Here is a 22,299-nt window from a genome sequence, read left to right on the forward strand (position 1 = left end):
TTTAAATCAATTATTTAAAAGATTTACCCGAAAGAACTCATGCTTCAAAAATGATATTATAAGCTTCAAAAATGACACACTTATTTCAACTTTCAAGCTATTTTTACATTACACATTCTCTATCAGACAGAACGAAAATGAAGTGTTATTTTTTTATAGAAATACACTTCAAAAATAATTTGCAATTAATATAACAGGGTATAAAACCTGTAAAAGCAACCATTAAATATTTATGAGTAATACATCCCAAAAGCTTTCTATACTAGAAAAAACAGGTTACGGTTTAGGTGATTTTGCAGCGAATTTGATTTTTCAGACTCTGCTTACTTTTTTGGCTTTCTTTTACACAGATGTTTATAAAATTCCTGCCGGAACAGCAAGCATTATTATCTTTACCGGAGGTTTTATTGGTGCTTTTTTCAATATTATTATGGGAATTATTGCCGATCGTACCCAAACACGATGGGGAAAATTTAGACCTTGGATATTATGGACTGCTTTACCTTTTGGAATTGCTGCGATCCTTTCTTTTTTAACTCCGGATTTTGGGCTGTCAGGCAAGATAACCTATGCATTGCTGACGTACTTTTTCCTTGTTCTGATTTATTCTGCAAATAATTTACCTTATGTTGCTTTAAGCGGTGTTTTAACTGGTGATATGAAAGAACGAAATAGTCTTTCCTCCTATCGTTTTGTTGCTGTAATGATAGCTCAATTTATAGTTCAGTCGCTTTTGCTGCCATTTGTTTTAATTTTAGGAAATGGCGATAAAGCAATTGGCTTTAAAAATACCATGATACTATTTGCTTTTATTGGGGTAATTTGTTTTCTGGTTACTTTTTTTACTACCAAAGAAAGAATCATTCCTGCAAAAAATCAGGAATCTTCGGTGAAGCAGGATTTTATCGATTTGTGTAAAAACGGCCCATGGCTGGTTATGTTACTGGTTACTATTTTGGTATTTATAACTTTGTCTTTAAAGGGCGGTATGTATGTTTTTTATTTTAAATATTATTTAGATCCTGCTGCTCAGACCGTTTTTTTGAATGATATTGGTTTTACAGCTTTTATTGAAAGACTAAATAATTCATTAACAGCAATGGGATTTGTAGATTTTCAATGGCCAAAAGATGCTCCAACTTCTGCTTTTAGTCTTTTTAATGGCGGAGGGATTATTTTTATGATATTCGGAATTATGTTTTCAAAATCTCTTGCAGATTCATTTGGTAAACGAAATATTTACATCTCTTTCATTTTTTTATCTGCTCTGAGTTTACTGCTGTTTAATTTTTACAGCAGAACAGCTATTGCGATGGTTTTTTTAACCCAGTTATTGCATGGATTTATCTATGGAGTAACAATTCCTTTATTGTGGGCCATGATTGCTGATGTGGCTGATTACAGCGAATGGAAAAACAATCGAAGAGCAACTGCTACTGTTTTCTCTGCAATGATTTTTGGATTAAAAATTGGAATAAGTATAGGCAGTGCTTTAGGTGCGGCTTTTTTATCTAAATATGGTTATGTAGCCGAAGAAGTCAATCAGGTTCCGGCAGCTGTAGAAGGAATTAAACTTTCAATAAGTATTTATCCGGGCTTTATCTTTATTATAAGTGCCGTTCTATTATGCTTTTATGTAATAGATAAAAAAATGGAAATTCAAATTGAAACAGACTTGAAGGAAAGAAGAGATAGATTGTAGATTTTGGAATTTGGAATTTGGGATTTGAAATTGTTATTGATTCTCTATACTTACCAAAAAAATAAACAGCGCATTACAAGTGCGCTGTTTATCAAAAATACTAACTTAACTTAACTTAACTCAAACTAACATAATTTAAATCATTTAATACCCGGGATTATTATCACTTGGTTTTATATTGGGATTAGAAGATGTTTCTCTGTTAGGTATTGGCCATAATTCATTTTTACCGGCCTGAAAACCACTGCCTGCTAATTCTGTGCTGGCATTTCCCCATCTTATAATATCATCAAAACGGCTTTGCTCCCCTGCAAATTCTACTTTACGCTCATGAACGATTGCAGTGAAAACAGCCTCTTTTGTTGGAGCAATTGCAGTTGTTAAACCTGCACGATCTCTAACTTCTTTGATAAAGGCTATAGCAGCCGTTTGTGAACCTCCGTCTCTTTGGTTTTCACATTCTGCTTTCATAAGAAGCACATCTGCATAACGCATAACTTTGAAGTTGATACTGGATTGTACAGCTTCATCTTCTTTTTTATAATAGTTCTGGTATTTTTTCCAACCCGCATTTCTAAGGCCTGCAGATGTATTAAAGTTTTGTGCAGTCATAGTACGTGTTCCGTTTAAATATTTGGAACCCGGCACATAAAAAGTATCTCCAAAACGTAAATCTCCTGCCTCATAAGAATTTAAAAGTGCATCAGGCGGATATACGTTGAACCAGCTTAAATTACCATATTCCTGACCTCTCAGCGTTGACTCAGCAAAACCGGTTCCGCCGCTATTTCCAGCATCATCCCATTTGTTACCAGTTCCATTGTTTTCATTAAATTCAACCTCAAAAACAGATTCTTTACCATGCTCCGTTTCTTCCATAAAGTTGTTGTAAAAACTGCCTTTATCCTCAAGACTGAATCCTGTAACGTTATTAAGGGCAGCTAAAGCCAGATCGTATTTCTTTTCGTATAACAATACTTTCCCTAAATAAGCATAAGCCGCTTCTTTTGTCACTCTTCCTACAACTTCTGTACCCCTAGGCAGCAAATTTTGAGAGGCAAATTCTAAATCTGCCCTAATCAAATCAAAAGCTTCTGCTTTAGGGCTTCTTGCAGCACCTGTAATAGTTCCGGTTTTATAAATTGGCACATCCCCAAAACGATTTACTAAAAGAAAATAATAATAAGCTCTTAAAAAATGTGCTTCTCCTAAAAATTTATTCTTTTTCGCTTGTGATAAAACTGAATTTGGTAAATCATTAATCTTACCTTCATTATCTAATACAAAATTAGCTCTGGATATTCCTAAGAAACAAGATTCCCAATAATACTGAATAATATCATTTCCTGCATTAAAAGAAAAATCCTGAAAAGGTTTCTTATTACCTTCTAATTGTGGATTTCCTGCTGCATCCTGCGCCATAAGATCCATTGCAAAGGCAAGATTTCGGGCATACAATCCTCTTGTCTGTAAATTAGCATAAGCTGCATTTACAGCAGATTCTACCTGCGCTTCGGTTTTAAAGAAAGTGTCGGGAGATAAAGTGTTTGGATTAGTTAATTCCAATTCCGAAGTGTCACATGAATTTATTGCGAAAACTCCCAACAATGCTGCAACTATATGTTTTATTTTTTTCATCATCTTATATATTAAAATTTAACATCAAGTCCAAAAATTACTGATTTAGGCTGTGGATACCTTCCTAAGTCGATACCAGCAGAATTTGCATTAGTATCTGCACGTGCAATTTCAGGATCTAACCCAGAATAATTTGTAATCGTAATAAGGTTTTGGCCGCTTATGTAGAATCTTATATTTGAAAAATGGCTGTCAAATGTCTCCCCTGATAATGTATATCCTAAAGTGATATTTTTCAATCTTGTATAAGAACCATCTTCAATATAACGCTGATTGGCTGAAGACCAGTTGATATCTGCTCCCTGCGCTCGAGGTAAAGTAGCCGATGGATTGGTTACAACACCATTTACCACAATTGCTCTGTCTAAAACTTCTGTACTGGCATTAAACAAACGATTCATCCCTGTTAAATCAAATTTATTGGCATTGTAAATATCGTTGCCCTGAACTCCTGTTATGAAACAGTTGAAATCAAAATTTTTATAGGCTGCCGTAAGGTTTAAACCATAAGTAAAATCCGGATATGGATTTCCAATATTAGTTTTATCATTAGAATTGATTATTTTATTACCATCACGGTCAACAATTCTAATATCACCTGGTTTAATAATAGTCTGTCCTGGTCCAAAAACGGCGTCTACTTCTGCCTGATTTTGATAAATTCCATTAGTTTCGTAACCATAAAAATAAAATAGCGGCTGACCTACTTCCAGTCTTGAGAAATTCTCCAAACCAGCTCTTGCTGTTGGACCGCCTAATACACTGGTTACTCCCGGCGCTAAACTTGTTACTTCATTTTTACTTGTCCCTAAATTAGCTACGGCAGACCATGTAAAATCTCCTTTTCTGTCATTGTACCCTAATGATATTTCATATCCGGATACCTTTACATCGGCAATATTCTGAATTTGAGTTCCGCCGCCGGCAGACCCTACAGAGGCCGCTAACGGAACTGCAAAAAGAATATCACTGCTTTTATTATTAAAATATTCAAAAGATCCAGTGAATTTTTCGTCAAACAAACCAAAATCCAAACCTATGTTTCTATCCTTTTTAGACTCCCATTTCAAGTCAGGATTAGAAGCAACTCCAAGAGAAACACCTGGAGCATTTCCTCCGTTAATTGGATAATTATAATCAGCAAGCAATGTCGCTGCATATTGATAATTTTCTATTCTGTCATTTCCGGTTGTACCTGTACTTGCTCTAAGTTTTAATGTACTAAAAACAGAATCTGCCATAAAACTTTCTTTGGCAATATTCCAGCCCAAAGCAAATGAATAGAAATTACCCCAGCGGTTATTAGCTCCAAAGCGGGAAGAAGCATCTCTACGCCCTGAAACAGCCAGTATATATTTATCATCGTAATCGTAATTGATACGGGCGATATATCCAATATTTTTCTCTTCAAAATTTCCAGAACTCAAACTTCCTTCATTATATCTCAGCTGATCAATTTCGTTTGAAATATAGTAACGGCTGCCTGCTGCTAAATTTTGCCCTTTTCCGTCAATTTTAGTTATAACCCCTAATACCTCAATATTATGTTTCGCTGCAATAGTCGTTTTATAAGTTAAACTATTATCAAAAACAATATTTTGACCTTGGGTATTGGTTTCATTAGTTGTTGAAAACGCTTGTTTGTGATAGGAACCGTCACTAAAACTAGGAATAAAGGTATGATCCTTACTCGTAAAGTAATCTAATGAAACTTGTGATTTGAATTTCAGGCCTTTGTAAATTTCTAATTCAGCGTAGATATTTCCTATTATAGATAAATTATTAATTTTTTGATATCCTAAATTTGCTACACGAACAGGATTTTCGGCATCATTGCCGTCAATAGCGCTTGGGCCTTGATACCCGCCTAAATTTGCACCATTGTAAACAGGTAAATAAGGTGCCATTTTAATAGCATGTTCCAATAATGTTCTTCCTCCTGAGTTACGCTCCGGATTGATTTTACTGAAAGAGATTCCAATATTGCTTCCTACTTTAAGTCTGCCAATATCTTGTGTATTATTAGCTCTAAACGAATAGCGTTCAAAACCAGTATTGATAACGGCTCCTTCCTGTTTCAAATATTCTGCAGAATAACGGGATGTAGAAGTTTCTGTACCATTTGAGAAACTTAAATTATAATCCTGCATTACACCACTCTGAAAAATTTGATCCTGCCAGTTGGTATTTGTATTACCAAATTCAGCAGCTCTTGCCGTTAAATCACTTCCTAAATCTTTAGCATACTGAAGATATTGCTGCGTATTTAAAACATCATATCTTTTTGTAATAGTCTGAAAACCGGCGTAAGTACTAAAATTTAACTGTCCCGGTCCTTTTTTACCTTTTTTCGTAGTAACCATAATTACTCCGTTAAAAGCTTTTGAACCGTATAAAGCTGTTGTTGACGCATCTTTTAGAACAGACATCGATTCAATATCATTAGGACTCAGTCCAGATAAGTTACTGGTCAAAACTCCATCAATTACATATAAGGGAGCGCTATTTCCCATGGTAGCCAAACCACGAATGGTAACGGTAGGATTAGAACCCGGAGCACCATTTACAACAGTAACACCCGCTGCCCTACCTTGTAAAGCTGACTCTGCATTTGTAATTGGCACGGCGGCAATATCTTTTGAACCTACTGTTGAAATTGCTCCGGTTACTTTAGTTCTCTTTTGAGTTCCGTAACCTACTATAACTTCATTTAAGTTTTGTGTAGATAAGGCTAAAGTAACATCAATAGTATTTCTTGTTCCTACAGTGATTGTTTGTGGAATTAAACCAACAAACGAAAATGTAATTTTGTCTGTAGGGTTTACGCCTTTTAAAGTATACTTTCCGTCAAAATCTGTAGCGGCGCTGTTTTGTGAGCCTTCTACATTAACACCGGCACCCGGCAGAGGAAACCCGGAGGGATCTGTAACTACCCCCTGTATGGTCTTTGACTGTGCCATCATATTATGACTGCTGATTATCAGCAATGTTATTATTGCAAATTTTAATTTTAACATCATTTCAATTGGTTTTTTGATTAGTTTAAATAGTTATTTGGTTGTAAAGTTTTAATTATTGTAATGCTTATTCTAAAATTTAAAAGTGGTTTTTATATCTCTTAAATTTTAATTAAAAAAAGGATTCAATAAATAATTTGGTTTTCATTTCATAGTTTAATTTTTAAAATGGTTAATACTTGTTTTCTGGGTTATTTAATTTTCTTACCATCCAAAAATATAAGCTTAACCTAAATTTTGTCTATTAAAAATGATGCAAAAACTATCAATTTTGTAGCATGATAACTACAAAAACCAGCTAATTGACAGTTTTCAGGTGATTTATTTAAAAAAACAGAAATAGGATTTTAATAATAATGATATTCTTTTTTTAAGCATGAAATAAAAAAAGGGTCTAATCATAATTATTTAATAATTCCTTGAAAAGACGTTTAGTACGAATTACTATGATTTTTAATAACAAGACATTGCATTACAAATAATAAATCTATAATCTGCCTAATTATTAGAACAAAAAAAGACGGTATAAAACCGTCTTTAAGTTCAAGTTAAAATGAACAAACTATTTACTTTGTGTAGGCAGATGTCCGTATTTTTCTTTATAACATTTTGTAAAATAAGAAGGAGAACTAAAACCCACTTTAATACTGATTTCGGTTATATTGTCATTGTCCAGCTCTATTAATTCTTTGGCTTTTTCTAAACGAACATTTCGTATAAATTCATTTACCGAAACACCAGTTAATGTTTTAATTTTTCGATACAACTGGCTTCTGCTTAAAAATACTTTCGATGCCAGAACTTCGACACTCAACTCATATTCATTAATGTTTTCATTAATATAATTCAGGACATTTTTTATGAATTCATTATCTAATGTCGTAGTTTTTTCTTTTGCCTTTGGAGTAATGCCGTTATAGAATTTATTAAACATAATCTGCCTGCTTTTAAGCAGCTGCACTAAACTGGATCTTAAAATATCCATATCAAATGGTTTGCTTAAATACATATCGGCACCGGAATCTATTCCTTCTAATTTATCTTTGACTAATGCTTTTGCCGACAGCATCATTAACGGAATATGACTCGTTTTTAAATCTGCTTTAATGTTTTTACATAATTCTAAACCATTCATAACAGGCATAATTACATCGGTCAAAATCAAATCAGGCTGTTTCTGCAAAGCTGCTTCTAAACCAATCTGACCATTTTCTGCCGTGATTACTTTATACTCTTTTTTAAGTTCGTTTTTTAAATAATTCCGCAGTTCTACATTATCTTCAACAATCAAAATGGTATAAACACGATCTTTTTGTTCCTGATCATCAAAGGATTGAACAGTTTCTTTTTCGATCGTTGGTGTAAAACTTATATTCTTTTTCCTTTTAAATTCTTCATGCAGTATATCATTTTCATTGAAAAATTCTTTCCCCATCGGAAATATTAAAATAAAAGTGGTACCAGCTCCTAATACACTTTCTACTTCGATATTTCCTTTGTGTAATTCTACAAATCCGCGAACCACCTCCAAACCTATTCCTGTGCTTCCATAATACGCTTTGTTTAAATTATTTACCTGATAAAAACGGTCAAAAATTCGCTTAATATCTTTTTTATCCAATCCTGCGCCGTTGTCTTCAATAATAACCGAAAATGAAGGATTACTGTAGGCCGGTTTTAGTAATGGAAAATAAACTAATTCCTCATTGACTATTACTCTTATTGTTATTTTTCCATTATCGGGAGTAACCTTAAAAGCATTTGAAATCACATTAAAAATAATTTTCTCGAACATTTTAGGATCTGCCCAATCGTTTAATGTTTTTTTATCTGATTGAAATTGCAGCTGAATTCCACGGCTTTGGGCTTCTTCATCAAAATAGCTTACAATTTCTTTTGTAAAACCAACTATCTCTAATTGCTGCACTTTTAGCGGCATTTTATTAAACTGAAGCTGATTAAAATCCATCAACTCGTTGATTAATCTTGAAAGTCTGTCAGAACTTTTTTGAATCGTCTGCAGTTTATTCAAAACACCGCCTGAAAGTTCCTGTGCATTATTCTTGAGTATATCGCCTAAAGGATTTAAAATTAAAGTAAGCGGTGTTCTAAACTCGTGCGAAATATTGGTAAAGAACTGTAATTTTTTATCATTTAATTTTTCGATCTGAGCTGCTTTTTTCTGTTCAAATTGTATTAATTGTTTCTGTTTGAACCTATTTTGATAATATTGATTGCCAAAATAAATTGCTGCCAGCACTAACAGCGAATAGAAAAGATAAGCAAATGATGTTTTCCACCAGGGCGGTAAAATTTCAATTTTTAATTCTAATGGCTTCTGGCTCCAGACCCCATTTTTTTCAGATGCTTTAACCTTAAAAACGTACTTGCCCGGAGCTAAGTTGGTATAAGTTGCTGAACTTTTACTGCCCACATAATTCCAAGAATCTTCAAAACCTTCTAAGTAATATGCAAATTCATTTCTGGCGGGAAAAGAATAATTTATACCAATAAAATCAATTGTAAATACAGACTGATCGTGTTTAAGTATTATCTTTTTTGTTTCTGATATTACTTTTATTAATGGTGAGTTTTTTTCAAGCGGCCCTACTGATTTATTAAAAAGTTTCAGATCCGTAAAATAAATTGGAAGCTGTTTTTTGCTTTTTACCAAATTTGCAGGATTAAAATAGTTTAAGCCTTCGTAGCCTCCAAAATACAGCATTCCGTTTTCATCTTTTAAAACAGAATTGTTGTTGAAATCATTCCCAAACAAACCATCGTAGGTAGAGTAATTGACCGTCGTTTTGTTTTTTAAATCCAATCTGCTGATTCCCTTTTTTCCGCTTAACCAGATTCGCCCGTCATTAGATTCTATAATTGAGGAAATTGATTTTTCATGCAGCCCATTAAAATTTATATACCATTTTAAGTCAGCTGTTTTTTTATTGTAGCTAAATAATCCCGCGCCGTCAGTACCAATCCAGATTTCTTTATTTTTGGCCTGGTATAACGTATTAATAGTGTGTATACTTTTATGATTTTTGAGCTTTTCTGACATTTTATCGCGCAGGGAAGTCACGGAGAAAGAAACAAAATCCTTTGTGCTGACTTTATACAAACCCGTTGTTGAACCTACCCAAACAGCATCATCTGAATCGGCCATTACTTTTCTGATGTCTAAATTTACCATTCCATTGGCGTAAAATGGTTTCGTATTGCAATGATGAAAACGGCCGTCTGAAGGAGTATAATAGTGCAGTCCTTTTGCAAAAGTTCCAATCCATATTACACCTCTTGAATCTTCGGTAATACTCATAATATTGTCTGAGGCTAAATCAGGAGTATTTTTTGTATTGTAATTAATAAAGTTTCTACTTCCTTTCTTCAAAAAAAAGATTCCCTCATTCCAGCTCGCCAGCCAGACATTTTGTTTTTTATCAATAAAGACTTTAGTGATGTTGTTATTTGTTAATCCTGAATAAAAATGAGTATCTGATTTGGTAATATGTTTAAAGTTTTGGGTTTCCGGATTGTAAACATCTACACCCCCGCCTTCCATAGAAATCCACAACTGGCCTTCATCATCTTTGGCAATCCCGGTAACACAATTGGTTTGCAGTGACTGTGGATTTCCGGCTAAACTTTCAATTCCTTTTACCTTATTGTTTATTCGGTCAAAAACACCTAAACCTTTATTATAATATCCCAGCCAGATTCTTTTTTCTTTGTCTACATATAACGACCAGACAGAATTAGAACCTAAACTGCGATTATTGAATTTGCTGTTTTCATATTTTTTTTGAACAACACCTTGGTCATTTACAATGATTAATCCGTCATTTTCTGTTGCACAAAGTATGGTTTTGGCATCTGCAGCCAAAATCGACATGATTCTTTTTCTGGTAATAGGATAAGTAACAGCCTGTTTTTCTTTAGAATACAAATCAGCTTTAACCAGACCTTTGTATCCGTTACCAATCCATAAGTTTTGTTGGCTGTCAAAAAACATAGATATAATGGTGCCTGATAATAATTCATTATTCTTAGCAATTCTTACCTTTTTCACCTCATTTTTTATGGGGTCGACTACTTTTAAACCAGAATTAGTTCCTAAATAAATAGTTCCCTTTTTATCCTTTACTAAACAGTGAATCAAATAATTTACTGCATTTGGAGTGTCTAATTTAAGGCTGGTAATTTTCCTTGACTTGACATTTAGTTTTAGCAGACCATTATTAAACGTTCCTAAAAAGATATTGCCTTTATCATCTTCAATGATACTTCTTACAGAAATTACAGTTTCTTTTTGGCTTGGTTTCCGAAGATCGATATTTTCAAAAGTATCCAGATTGCGATTATAAAGACACAATCCTTCATCGGTGCCTACCCACAAAAGGTTCTGCTTATCTACATAAACTGTATAAATTAAATTGCTGTTAATAGAATTACTGCGTTTTGAGTCCTGCTCGTAACCCATATAATTTATTCCATCATATTTATATAAACCTGCACCATTTGTTCCCATCCACATAACGCCAAATTGATCCTGTGCAATGGTGTAAATACCGCTTTTTGAAGTTTCATTATCTACCAGCCGAAATTGATAGTTTTCAAATGTATTTTGAGAAAACAAGCTGTTTATTATAAAAAACAAAATAGCAATGGCTCTAAAACATTTTTTTGAGGACATTTATAAAATGATTGTTAAATTAAAATTCAATGTTTATTATTTAATAAAATACAATATTGGAGTTGTTTCTTTTTTTAAATATAAATTAGATCACAATTTGCGATTCGGATTATAACTTTTATTTAATTCACCAGCACTATCCCTCCATTAGAAGGAATTTTAATTTCAACTTCCTGATTACTTTTATGTTTGATTGTTTTTACTTTTCCATTTAATTTTTCATCATCAAAATAATAGGTTAATGATGCATTGGAAACAATCATTGGGAGTTTCAATTTTAAACTCAACGTTTCTTTTTGAGCGTTTACTCCTGCTATATACCACTTCGCTCCTTTTCGGCGGGCGAGGATTACATATTTGCCCGGGTATCCTTCTAAAAAACGAACTTCATCCCAGGTTGTGGGAACCTCTTTCATAAAATTTACAGCCCAGACCGGAGCATCCGTCAAGTTGTTTGGTGCCAGTGCAAAATGCTGTACACCACTTTGAAAAAGCACAGCCGTCGCAAAGGCAAATACATCCGAAGTCATTCGTTTTGAACCTTTGCTGGAAGTATTTTCGCTATTATAAAATTTATTTAATGCACTGCCGCCAAAATCCATGCTGCCTGCAGTATTTCTAATAAATGTATGTGTAGCAGCATTAATCGCTTCATTGTTACAGCTTTCTTGTCCAAAATGCAGGTTTTCGCTCGCTAAGACCGCTTCGCTTGAGGCAAAATTGGGATACATGCGTTCCCAGCCTCTTGGTAATGTACAGCCGTGAAAAATAACCATCAAACCAAAATCATTGGCATCTTTTAAAATATCTTCATATAACTTCATGGTGACTTGTTTGTCTCCTCCAAAAAAATCTACTTTAATGCCTTTTACATTGATGCTTTTCAACCAAGCCATTTCCTTACGGCGGATGATACTGTTGTCCATCATTCCTCTTGGTCCTTGTGGTGCATCGTTCCAATATCCGTTTGAATTGTACCATAAATACAAGCCAACCCCTTTTTCGGCGCCATATCGGGACAATTCATCTATTTTATCTTTTCCGATCTGAGTATCCCAAAGGGCATCAACTAAAATAGTCTGATATCCCATTGCAGCGCTGAAATCGATATACTGTTTTTGTACCGGAAAAGTAGTGTTGTCATCCATTTTCATGATCCAGCTCCATGAACCTTTGGTATATTTATATTCTTTTGATGCTTCATATTTTGGTTTCACTAAATCAAAAGGAATTGTAGTCTCTACTATAGGAGACAATGTTTCTCCCATTGTAATAGTTCTCCAGGGCGTTTCTCCAATAAGCGATATACCGGGAGCAGTTGTTCCGTTTCCATTATTTTCTCCCGTCATTGGAAAACCAATACTATATAATCCTTTATTATGTCCTATTAATCTACTGGCACAATAACCACTGTCTACTCCTGTTTCGGATATTAAAACCCATCCATTATTCTGTATTTTAAAAAGACATGGGAATGTATAACCTTCTCCAATTCCATTTTTGCCTATAGAATCATCTAATGTATAAGATGTCTCATAACTTGGAGCAGTTCTGGCAAAACCGGTCATTGGCTTACTTTGCGGACAAAGAAATGTAGTGGTGCCTTCCGGCAGAAGAAAACCTGAAGCTTCTTCCTGTACCATGCAAGAACGGCTTTCATTTTGCGGATATATTTTATATTTAAAAGCCGCATTGTTGTTGCTAACTCTAAATATAATGTCGATCGCTCTTTTATTTTCTTTAGTGAAAGAAAAAACAGCTTCATTAGCTTCATAATGAACATTGCTGTTTTTAATATTGGGAAGCTGATAGCTTTCGTCAATTTTATTTTGAATTGCATCTGTTTTTAAAACTAATCCTGTGGTAAAATCCCCAACATTGGTTTTTAAACCAAGCGGTGACTTTTCTAAAAACTGTCTATCATTATAAGAAATACTATAAAAAGGCTGACCGTTAGAAACAGATAGAGAAACTTTAAGTTTTCCGTCAGGACTTTTTACAACTGATTGTGCATTTAAGTTTAAAAAACTAAATAGACATAAGTATAAAAGATATTTAAAACTCATAATTTGCTGTAGATTAATTACTTTTTATTGGGAAAGAAATTTAATAGGTAGTTTTTAATTTATTGAACATTCATTTTAATCATTTTTAAATCTTTAGCATCCGAACTGTTACCGTAATACACCTCATATTCTCCAGAAGTGATATTCATTTGCCTGGTTTTAGCATCATAAAACTCAAATGAGGAAGCCGGTAAATTGATCGTTACATTTTGTTTTTCACCTGATTTTAGCTCAATCCGTTTGAAAGCTTTTAATGTTTTTAGCGGTCCTTCTGCATCATTTAATTTTCTAACATAGACTTGAACAATCTCTGTTCCGTCGCGTTTACTGCTGTTTTTTATTGAAAATTTTAACTGTGTATCTTCATTAGATTTTATCTTGTTCTTACTTAGGTTTCCTGCGTCAATATCAAACTTAGAATAGCTTAGGCCAAATCCAAACGGAAACAAAACATCTGTGGTATAGCGATAAGTACGACCTTTAAGAGAATAATCTTCAAAGTCGCCTAATTTATCTGAGTTTTTATAAAATGAAATTGGCAGTTTTCCCGCTGGGTTATAATCCCCAAAAAGAACATCTGCCACTGCCTGTCCTCCAGATTCTCCCGGGTACCAAGCTTGTAATATAACGTCGCAGCTTTCTGTCTCAGGCGTTAGAGCAATGGCAGATCCTGAACAGTTTACAAAAATTACTCTTTTGCCAGCTGCTTTAAGTTCTCTTAAGCATTTTCTCTGCACGGCAGGAAGCTCAATATTGGTTCGGTCACCGCCTTTAAAACCGGGATAAGAAACAGGCATTTCTTCTCCTTCCAGTAAAGTTGAAAGTCCGCCTGCAAAAATTACAGTATCAATACCTTTTAATTTTTGAATCAAGGCTTTGAAATCGATATCAAACTCTTTTCCAAAATCAAATTCTAAATTAGCCTGCCAATTATTGGATTGGGCAAAAAGAATTTCGATTTTATATTTTCTGCCCGCTTCAACTGCAAGCGGAATTTTTCCTGGAACCGTACGCCAGTTCGTATACTTCGCTATCGATTTTCCATCAACAAATAATTCAAAAACTCCTGTAGCTCCGGTTTTAAAAACAAGAGTATCGTTTTCTTTCGCTGAAAATTCAGTTTCATATTTTGCTGAAAATTCTTCTAGTTTAACTCCCGAAGCAAATTCATGCTGACCTGCTGTGGTCATTTTTACGGGATTTAAAATTTGCTGCGAAACAATACTGTTCCCTTCTCTATTGGGATTGTTCCAATAAGTAGCTTTCATTCCTTTTTTTCCTTCAAATGAGAATTGGTCAAAATATGTCTGGGTTACTTTATCTTCGACTAAATCACAAGATTTATCGTATATGACTTTATTTATAGCAAGTTTTGTTTCAATTCCTTTTTTAATGGTAATGGTTTTATTCGGTGTTCCGTTGTAATTTCCCCATAACATAGGTTCATTATCTGCATTTGGGCCTATAACTGCCACTTTATTGATGGTTTTATTTAAAGGAAGAATATTGTTTTTATTTTGTAAAAGCGTCATTGAGTTTTGAGCCATCTCAAGCGCTAACTGTTGATGTTCTTTACTATTAAGCACAGTTGCCGGAATTTGAGCCCAAGGTACAATTGAGTCATCATCCATTTCGCCCAAATCAAAACGACCGATTAAAACACGAAGCAGACTTTTATTGATTTCTTCTTCTTTTATTAAATCTTTCTCAACGGCTTCGGGTAATTTTTTAAAGGGATATTTATCCCAGACACATTCAACATCAGTTCCTGCCAGAACAGCTTTTGATGCAGCATGTACATCATCTGATGAAACTTTATGTGTGGTATAAAAATCAGTGACAGCGCCGCAATCTGAAACTACCAGATATTGAAATCCCCAATCGTCGCGAAGAATGCGCTGTAATAATCGGGTATTACTGCAGCAAGGTTCATCATCTAAACGCTGATACGCACACATCACTTGTCGAACATCGGCTTCCTGCACCAATGCTTTAAATGCTGGAAGATAGGTTTCGTACAACTCCCGAGGATTTACATTGTTTAGATTCAATTCATGTCTGCTCCATTCAGGACCAGAATGAACTGCAAAATGTTTAGCGCAGGCTAATAGTTTTCGGTATTTCGCATCTGCAGGTCCCTGAAGTCCTTTAACAACCGAAACTCCCATTCTTGAAGTAAGATAAGGATCTTCTCCATAGGTTTCCTGTCCTCGTCCCCAGCGCGGGTCTCTAAAAATGTTCACATTTGGCGTCCAGACTGAAAGACTCAAAAAACGTTTATTTTCATTTCCGTTTTGAATCCACTGATTGTATTTTGCCCGGCCTTCATCTGAAACCGCATCAAATACACGAAAAACCAATTGATCGTCAAACGAAGCTGCCATGCCTATGGGTTCAGGAAAAACAGTAACATTATCATTATTGGCATAACCGTGCAGAGCCTCACTCCACCAATTAAACTTTTTGATTCCCAATCTTGGTATAGCGTCACTCTGATCACACATGAATGCTGCTTTTTCTTCCAGAGTTAATCGGGAAATTAAATCTTCTGCACGCTTTTTAGAACTAAGCGATACATCTTTATAAGGATATTGTTGTGCATTTAAATTGAAAAAGCATACTAAACTTAAGAGATATAGATAATTATTTTTCATTTATTTTGATTAAAGATTTGAGCTTTCTAATTGCTTTCGAAGAGCATTATGGATTGGTCTGGGCCGGATTACCTAAAATGGTATAAGTTGCAAATTTTGACTGATCGACCGTCTTAAATAAAAACTGAGAAAACATATATAAACCATTTTTCCATACTTTAAAATCATGTACTCCCGGTTCTATATAGTAAATATGAAGTACATTATTTTTTGATAAATAATCGTGTGTACGTGTGCTGTTTTCTAGAAGCCAGTCTTTATCACCGCATGAAATCCAAAGCAGTTTGAGTTTCTTTTTTGCTTCTTCGGGATTAGGAAGTAATTCTTCAGGCATCTTAGTATTTGGTGCTGCCGAAAAAGCTCCCACCCAGGCAAACTTATCTAAATTTCCTAGTCCGAAATTCAAAGACTGTCCGCCTCCCATAGATAAACCGGCAATTGCACGGTGTTCTCTGTCTTTTAGAACCGGATATTTTTTTTCAATAAATGGAATTAAATCATTTAGAAGATCCTGTTCAAAAACACTAAAAGCTTTTACCTTATCCGGGGCCATTATATTTCCGGAAGCACTATCATCTTTCATTGCTCTGCCATTTGGCATCACAACAATCATGGGTTCAATTTTTCCTTCGGCGTAAAGATTATCTAATATAATCTGAGGATTTCCTCCATTTAACCATTCTTTTTCATCGCCCCCTATTCCGTGTAAAAGGTATAAGACAGGATATTTTCTTTTTTTGTTGAATCCCGGCGGCGTATAAACAGTGGTTTTTCTAACTGATCCTACTGTTTTAGATTCGTAAGTTACTGTTTCGATTTTTCCTTCTTTTACATTTAGGTCAACAGCATCAAATCCAAGAGGGGCGTGAACTATAAAAGGCTCTTTCCTATTAGATAATGCATAACCTGATAATGATAACATTTTTTCAGCGTAACGTCTGCCTAATTCTCTGTAACCATCAGCATTAAAGTGCAGAAAATCAGCTTCGGCCTTACATCCTTTTGAGGAAATAATATAGGAGTTTGGTATAACCTGGGGCAGTTTTGCAATTATCTTATTCATACTGCCACATTTACCGTTCTGATCTTCATTTACGGTTTCTCCAGAAAGCAAGGGTACTTTTTTAGGATCCAGATTCAGGTCTTTTATTAAATTATCATATACTATTTTTACTTTTTGAGGCCAAAGCGTATCTCCTGTATTGGATTCTCCCTGATGAAGTAAAATACCTTTTATAACTCCTTTTTTTTGAGCAATTTTTGCCATTGCAACTAATCTTGCGTAAGGATTTCCGTCATATTCTTTTACTATGTTTTTTAACCAGTCCGGAGAACCTGCAACATACGTTTCAAAATTATTTTTATTAAAAAGTTCTATTTTACACCCTCCTACAGCAACATTTATAACACCAACCTTTATTTTTTCCGGAAGATTTGATACCATTGTTCTTCCAAAATAATCTATCGGAGTAAGTCCGGTGGTACATCTGCACAAAGGCGGGACTGCTGTGTACCATTTTCCCATTTCACGTCCCATTTCCGGACAGTTAACTGCGGCTAAAACCTGAAAACGTGGATGAATATCTATTTTATCCTGAGGTTCAATTTTGGCATATCCTTCCATATTGGATTGTCCTAAACTCAAATAAACATGAAAATCTGAATCTTGTGAATATCCTTTTTGTACTATTAAAAAAAGAATTACGAATTTTAAAAACCTAATTATTGATTTCATTATTTACAAATTTGTTTTTGTTTGAAAATTTAAAAATGAACAATTATTCTGGATGGGCATCATTGGCAGCGGTAGCATACAAACCTACTAGTGCCCCTGTAAAACCTCCAGCGATATTGGTTGAAAGGATATCTCCGGAAACTACTCCGCCTAAGTTTTCAAAATCAATACCATTGACAGCATAACTAAATTCATAGTTGTCTCCTGTAGCTTTTACCTGCAGACGTAGTGAATTTATTATTTTGATTTTAGAACTTGCTATAATTTTTGATTGGCCTTTTTCTGTTCTTTCCAATAAAATAAAAGTGTCATCTCCTTTTTTTGTGATACCAAATACATAATTAAAACGTTCATTCTGAAGGCAGACAATACCAGCCAAATCCCTTTCTGACTGCGGTTTGTAATCAACTGTGGCAGTAAATAAAAATGTGTTGTGCTGCTGTCTGTAAAAAAGTGTAGAAGTTGGTTTAACTTCTTTAATACTTACTTCAAATGGAGTTATTTCTAAGCCTTTTTTACTTAATGAAATAAAATTTTCCCTAGGACCTCGCAATCCTATCCATCTGTAATCTAAATTTTTAGAGGCAAAATTTTCGGTAAAAACGAAATTACCGTTAGGAAAAAAGCCCTCTTTTCCTGTTTTATTTGTAACTCCGGCCGGCATTTTTAATTTTGGCTGCAGGGGAATTAATCCATTTTCAAAAACAGGAAAATCACCTGACCAGTCTACAGGCAGTATAAAAGTTTCTCTTCCTGTGTTTACCCTGTCCTGATTATTAGGACGAATACCTAAGAAAACGCCGTAGTATTTATTATCCGGTCCCAAAATTAAATCAGCATGACCGGCCCAGTCTACCTTATTGGTTCTGTCTTTTGGAAAATAACGCTGGGTAAGAATTGGATTATTTGATGATGGCTTAAAAGGCCCTTTAGGATTATCACTGCTAAAAATAACTTCGCTGTGATTGTCTCCTGTTCCACCTTCAGCGCACATTAAATAATATTTTCCATCTTTTTTATATAGATGCGGTGCTTCAATCCAGATCGGTTTTTTAGAAAGATTTACACCTCCGTCTACAATAATTTTATCTGAACCGGGAATCACTTTGTCTATATTGAGATCATATTCCCAAATTTTAATTACACGATGTCCTTCGTACAATTCTTTTCCTTTATCTGGTGCATCATTATGAACAATATAACTTTTGCCATTATCATCAAAAAATATGGAAGGATCAATACCGCCAAAAGCTAATTTAATAGGACTTCCCCATCCTTTCATAGGATCATTTGTTTTAACAATAATATTTCCTAATCCACCAGAAAATGCTGTCACAATCATATAAAAGGTGTCATTATGGGGATTGTAAGTAATCCCGGGTGCATAAACTCCCTCACTGATTCCGGTATCATGCGGATTAAATTCTGATACGTTATTCAAAACACCTCCTAAATCTGTCCAATTTACTAAGTCTTTGGAATGAAAAATTGGTACTCCCGGAAACATCGCAAATGAAGAACATACCATATAATAATCATCGCCTTTTTTTGTAATGGCAGGATCAGGATAACACCCCTGTAAAATTGGCGTATAAAATTCATCCGATTTTAATGGGTTGCTATTATAAATGTGATCATCACCATTATAAACTACATTCGAAAAGACAGCAGTTTTTTTAGTTTGCATTTTTTTTTGAGCTGACCCATGAAAAAAAAACAAAAGGATTACTGTGGTAAAAAAGATATTTCTTTTAATCATTGTTATACTATTTATTACAAACATTAAAAAGCCGAGAGAATGCCCCTCGGCTTCAACTAACAAACCTAAAGCCAGTATAAGGTAACTGTAAGATTAACACTCATATTATATTTAAATCTGTTATATGGTTAATAAAAAGTTGAATTTTAATCAGTTGTTTAGCTGCCTACAACAAAAAACTTAGTCAATAAGTGTATTTTAAACAAAAATAATAAAAAATAACCAAAACACAATCGGTTGTGTTTAGTTTTTATTAACAATTATAAAATAATTAGCTATAAAAAAAGCATTAATTAAATTTTATTCTAAAAATAATGAATTTTATTTAAATAATGCTTTACAAAGAGAAAGATGGTTATCAAATACAAAATGATCTTTTATAAATTTTAATAAAAGATCAAAACATTATAGGAACATAAAATATCCGAAAAATGAAACAAACTTACCTTAAAGCAAAGTTTTATTTAAGGAAAAAACTCAATAAATACTATTTATCATAAATAAGATAGAACGAATTATCATTAATATGGAGACAAAAAAAGCAAAAAAAACAATCGGTTGTATTTATCTTTATAAAACTATTTTGAATCTTAAGCCATATTAATCTTATGAATAAAAATCCATTCAAACCTCGCTAAACTAAATGCGATATATTAAAGTCTTAATTATTTGAATGTTGTACATTTTTTTACCTTTTTTTTACCAATACTATTTTTAAAACCTATAAAAAATACACAAAATACATAGGTTAGATTTTTTTGTACCTAAAAACGTACTTTTTTACTCCCCATGTAAATTGTTATTAAGCAACTTTGCAGTGTCGATTACTAATTGCATGAACATTGATGTGATTTGTAATAAACAACAGCAAGTCTAAGACAATTGCATGACCTATACGCAGATAAAACCTATTTTTTATTTACGTATCCATTGATACTGATTTCGGGAATTTTAAAAGTTTTCCGTTCTATATCAAATGATAACCACTATCTATTTTTTACTAACAATTAATTAATTATTACTAACCTTTAATTATTTAAAAATGAAAAAATTCCTAAAATTAACAAGTTTCCTATTTATTACAGTATTAGTGTTTAATTCCTGCGACAAGGAACAAGATTTAAATGAGCCGCAAAGCGTTAATAAAGACGTGCAGCAAAGTTCTAACAAGGAAGTATCCGCAAATAGTGCAGCGGCAGAACCTATTGTTTCTGCGTTAGGAAGTGCCGGAGCAAGAACAATCACATTGCAGACTAATACACTTTCGTGTCCTGGCGGCCTGTGTACATCGTATGGCGTTTGGTCAACAGGCGTTTATACGGTTTGGTTTCAAATGAGATTTAATTCCGGATTTTATTGGAGCAGAGGTGGAAAATGCGGATATGGTATCCTGATTGGTGATCAGAATACTGGCGGTGATCCAGGATGGGATGGAAATGGCGGTAGTGCCAGATTTATGTGGTATTGTCCAAATGGATCAAACTCTGCCAAAGGAAGCGGAGCTTATCTGCAACCTTACGTTTATTATAGAGATCAGCCTGGACAATTTGGTAACGATTTTGGAAAAAAATACTACATACAAGAAGGTGTGACATATAACTGTCAAATATCTGTTAAGTTAAATACTGGATCAAATACTAACGGATATGTAAAATATTATGTAAATGGTACAGAGATATTAAATCAAACAATTCGCTGGGTAACTAACGATGCTAAACGAAATGTAAATGCAGTAAGTCTTCACACCTTCCGTGGCGGCAGCCAGGAATATTGGAAAGCTCCGGTAACAAGTTCTATTTATTATCCAAGTGCTTCCTGGGATGCTCTATAGTATACTTTAACCAATTGACGGAATAAATAATAATAGTGTTATTAACAGCTTAGAGTTAAATGAGTATTTCTATCGTTTGTTATTTTAGTCAATGGTCATTTTTAATAAATGCTAAATCGAAAGGTTTAGCATTTATATTTATAACCAATTCAACAAACCTGTTAATTACAAGCCAAAAATTTAATTATATATTGAAAAGTATTAATATGGCAATAAACATTTGAGATTTTAATCTCTATTTTTGCAGGTAACAAAGCTCTTTTACTTTAAAAACCATCCTTTTCCGATCTTGAAAAAACAAAATCATACGATTAAACAATTTGAACTTTCGCCTCTTGCAAAGGCCGGAATTATCATTGTTAATATGGAGGATCCAAAAGTTGAAGACCACGATATCTCAAAACCGCACCGGGATAATCACTGTCAATTAATGCTGGCTCTTAACGGAGCATTCAAATTAAATATTGATTTTGAAAATGTTGAATTTTCTGCTCCAGCCTTACTTTGTATATTTCCTGAAGAAGTACATCATATTATAGAAGTAAAAGATCCAAAAGGATGGATGATCAGTTTTGATCCGTCGCTGGTTAGTAAAGAAATAGTACAGCTTTTAGAAAATAAAATAGATAACCCTTTTTTACTTCAGAGAGAATCAAATTTTTGTCAACAGCTTGTTATACTAATGGGTTTAATAGAGAAAGTCCAGTTAGAAAGCACAAATAACTATACTCAAAAAAGTATTCATTCTTTACTAAATGCTCTTTTGAGCCTAATTGCCGGAGAACTTGATCCTAATTTATCTGTTGATAAAGAAAAAGAAAATCGCAGTATTATAATTAAGGAAACTTTTATAAAACTAACAAAAGAGCATTTCAAAACCTGGAAGCAGCCTGCTCAATACGCCTCGGCACTTTCTATTTCTGTGGCTCATTTAAATGACACTGTAAAATTACTAACCGGAAGTCCGGTATCTGTTCACATTCAGGAAGCCTCTATTATGGAGGCCAAAAGATTACTCTATTTTACGGATAAAAGCGTCAAGGAAATTGCTTATGAAGTGGGTTATGATGAACCTGTTTATTTTGGAAAACTTTTCAAAAAAATAACAAACCTCACTCCTCTTGAATTTCGGAAAAAATTCCGTGATTAGGACTATCCTTCCCTTCATTCAAACTACATTAAAAATCATACTCCAACTAGCTTT

General features: G+C 33.9%; 10 protein-coding genes. 3 read left to right on the plus strand and 7 right to left on the minus strand.

The features are described 5' to 3' along the window. Positions 1-232 precede the first annotated feature (232 nt). A complete protein-coding gene (locus tag ASD98_RS13870) occupies positions 233-1,702 on the plus strand; it encodes an MFS transporter (RefSeq protein ID WP_056205683.1) in 1,470 nt (489 codons plus the stop codon). Between the two features lie 144 nt (positions 1,703-1,846). Here ASD98_RS13870 and ASD98_RS13875 read toward each other — a convergent pair whose 3' ends face one another. The 7 genes from ASD98_RS13875 to ASD98_RS13905 all read right to left on the minus strand — a co-directional run bounded on the left by ASD98_RS13875 (position 1,847) and on the right by ASD98_RS13905 (position 19,192). Then, positions 1,847-3,343, minus strand: coding sequence for a RagB/SusD family nutrient uptake outer membrane protein (locus tag ASD98_RS13875; RefSeq protein WP_056205685.1), 1,497 nt, complete (start codon positions 3,341-3,343; stop codon positions 1,847-1,849). Between the two features lie 8 nt (positions 3,344-3,351). After that, on the minus strand, positions 3,352-6,360 hold the full coding sequence (locus ASD98_RS13880; RefSeq protein WP_056205687.1) for a TonB-dependent receptor: 3,009 nt from the start codon (positions 6,358-6,360) through the stop codon (positions 3,352-3,354). 559 nt (positions 6,361-6,919) lie between these two features. Continuing rightward, positions 6,920-11,050 (minus strand): hybrid sensor histidine kinase/response regulator transcription factor, encoded by a 4,131-nt coding sequence (locus ASD98_RS13885; protein ID WP_056205690.1) that lies wholly within the window; start codon positions 11,048-11,050, stop codon positions 6,920-6,922. A 122-nt stretch (positions 11,051-11,172) separates the two neighbouring features. Beyond that, complete coding sequence (locus ASD98_RS13890) at positions 11,173-13,116, minus strand: glycoside hydrolase family 97 protein (RefSeq protein ID WP_056205692.1); 1,944 nt, start codon at positions 13,114-13,116, stop codon at positions 11,173-11,175. Positions 13,117-13,175: 59 nt separating this feature from the next. Further along, on the minus strand, positions 13,176-15,770 hold the full coding sequence (xyl3A, locus tag ASD98_RS13895) for a xylan 1,4-beta-xylosidase (RefSeq protein ID WP_056205694.1): 2,595 nt from the start codon (positions 15,768-15,770) through the stop codon (positions 13,176-13,178). Between the two features lie 46 nt (positions 15,771-15,816). After that, positions 15,817-17,505 carry a sialate O-acetylesterase gene (locus ASD98_RS23730; RefSeq protein WP_082577858.1) on the minus strand — a complete coding sequence of 563 codons (1,689 nt, stop codon included), beginning with the start codon at positions 17,503-17,505 and terminating at the stop codon, positions 15,817-15,819. A 43-nt stretch (positions 17,506-17,548) separates the two neighbouring features. Continuing rightward, positions 17,549-19,192: a glycoside hydrolase family 43 protein gene (locus ASD98_RS13905; protein ID WP_242412116.1), complete on the minus strand. Its 1,644-nt coding sequence runs from the start codon at positions 19,190-19,192 to the stop codon at positions 17,549-17,551. A 1,114-nt stretch (positions 19,193-20,306) separates the two neighbouring features. On the opposite strand from ASD98_RS13905, the gene ASD98_RS13910 reads away from it, so the two are divergent. Next, a complete protein-coding gene (locus ASD98_RS13910; RefSeq protein ID WP_056205699.1) occupies positions 20,307-21,095 on the plus strand; it encodes a polysaccharide lyase in 789 nt (262 codons plus the stop codon). Between the two features lie 289 nt (positions 21,096-21,384). Further along, a complete protein-coding gene (locus ASD98_RS24520; protein ID WP_128414843.1) occupies positions 21,385-22,245 on the plus strand; it encodes an AraC family transcriptional regulator in 861 nt (286 codons plus the stop codon). Positions 22,246-22,299: the final 54 nt, after the last annotated feature.

It is taken from the genome of Flavobacterium sp. Root186 (assembly GCF_001428525.1).
Taxonomy (GTDB): domain Bacteria; phylum Bacteroidota; class Bacteroidia; order Flavobacteriales; family Flavobacteriaceae; genus Flavobacterium.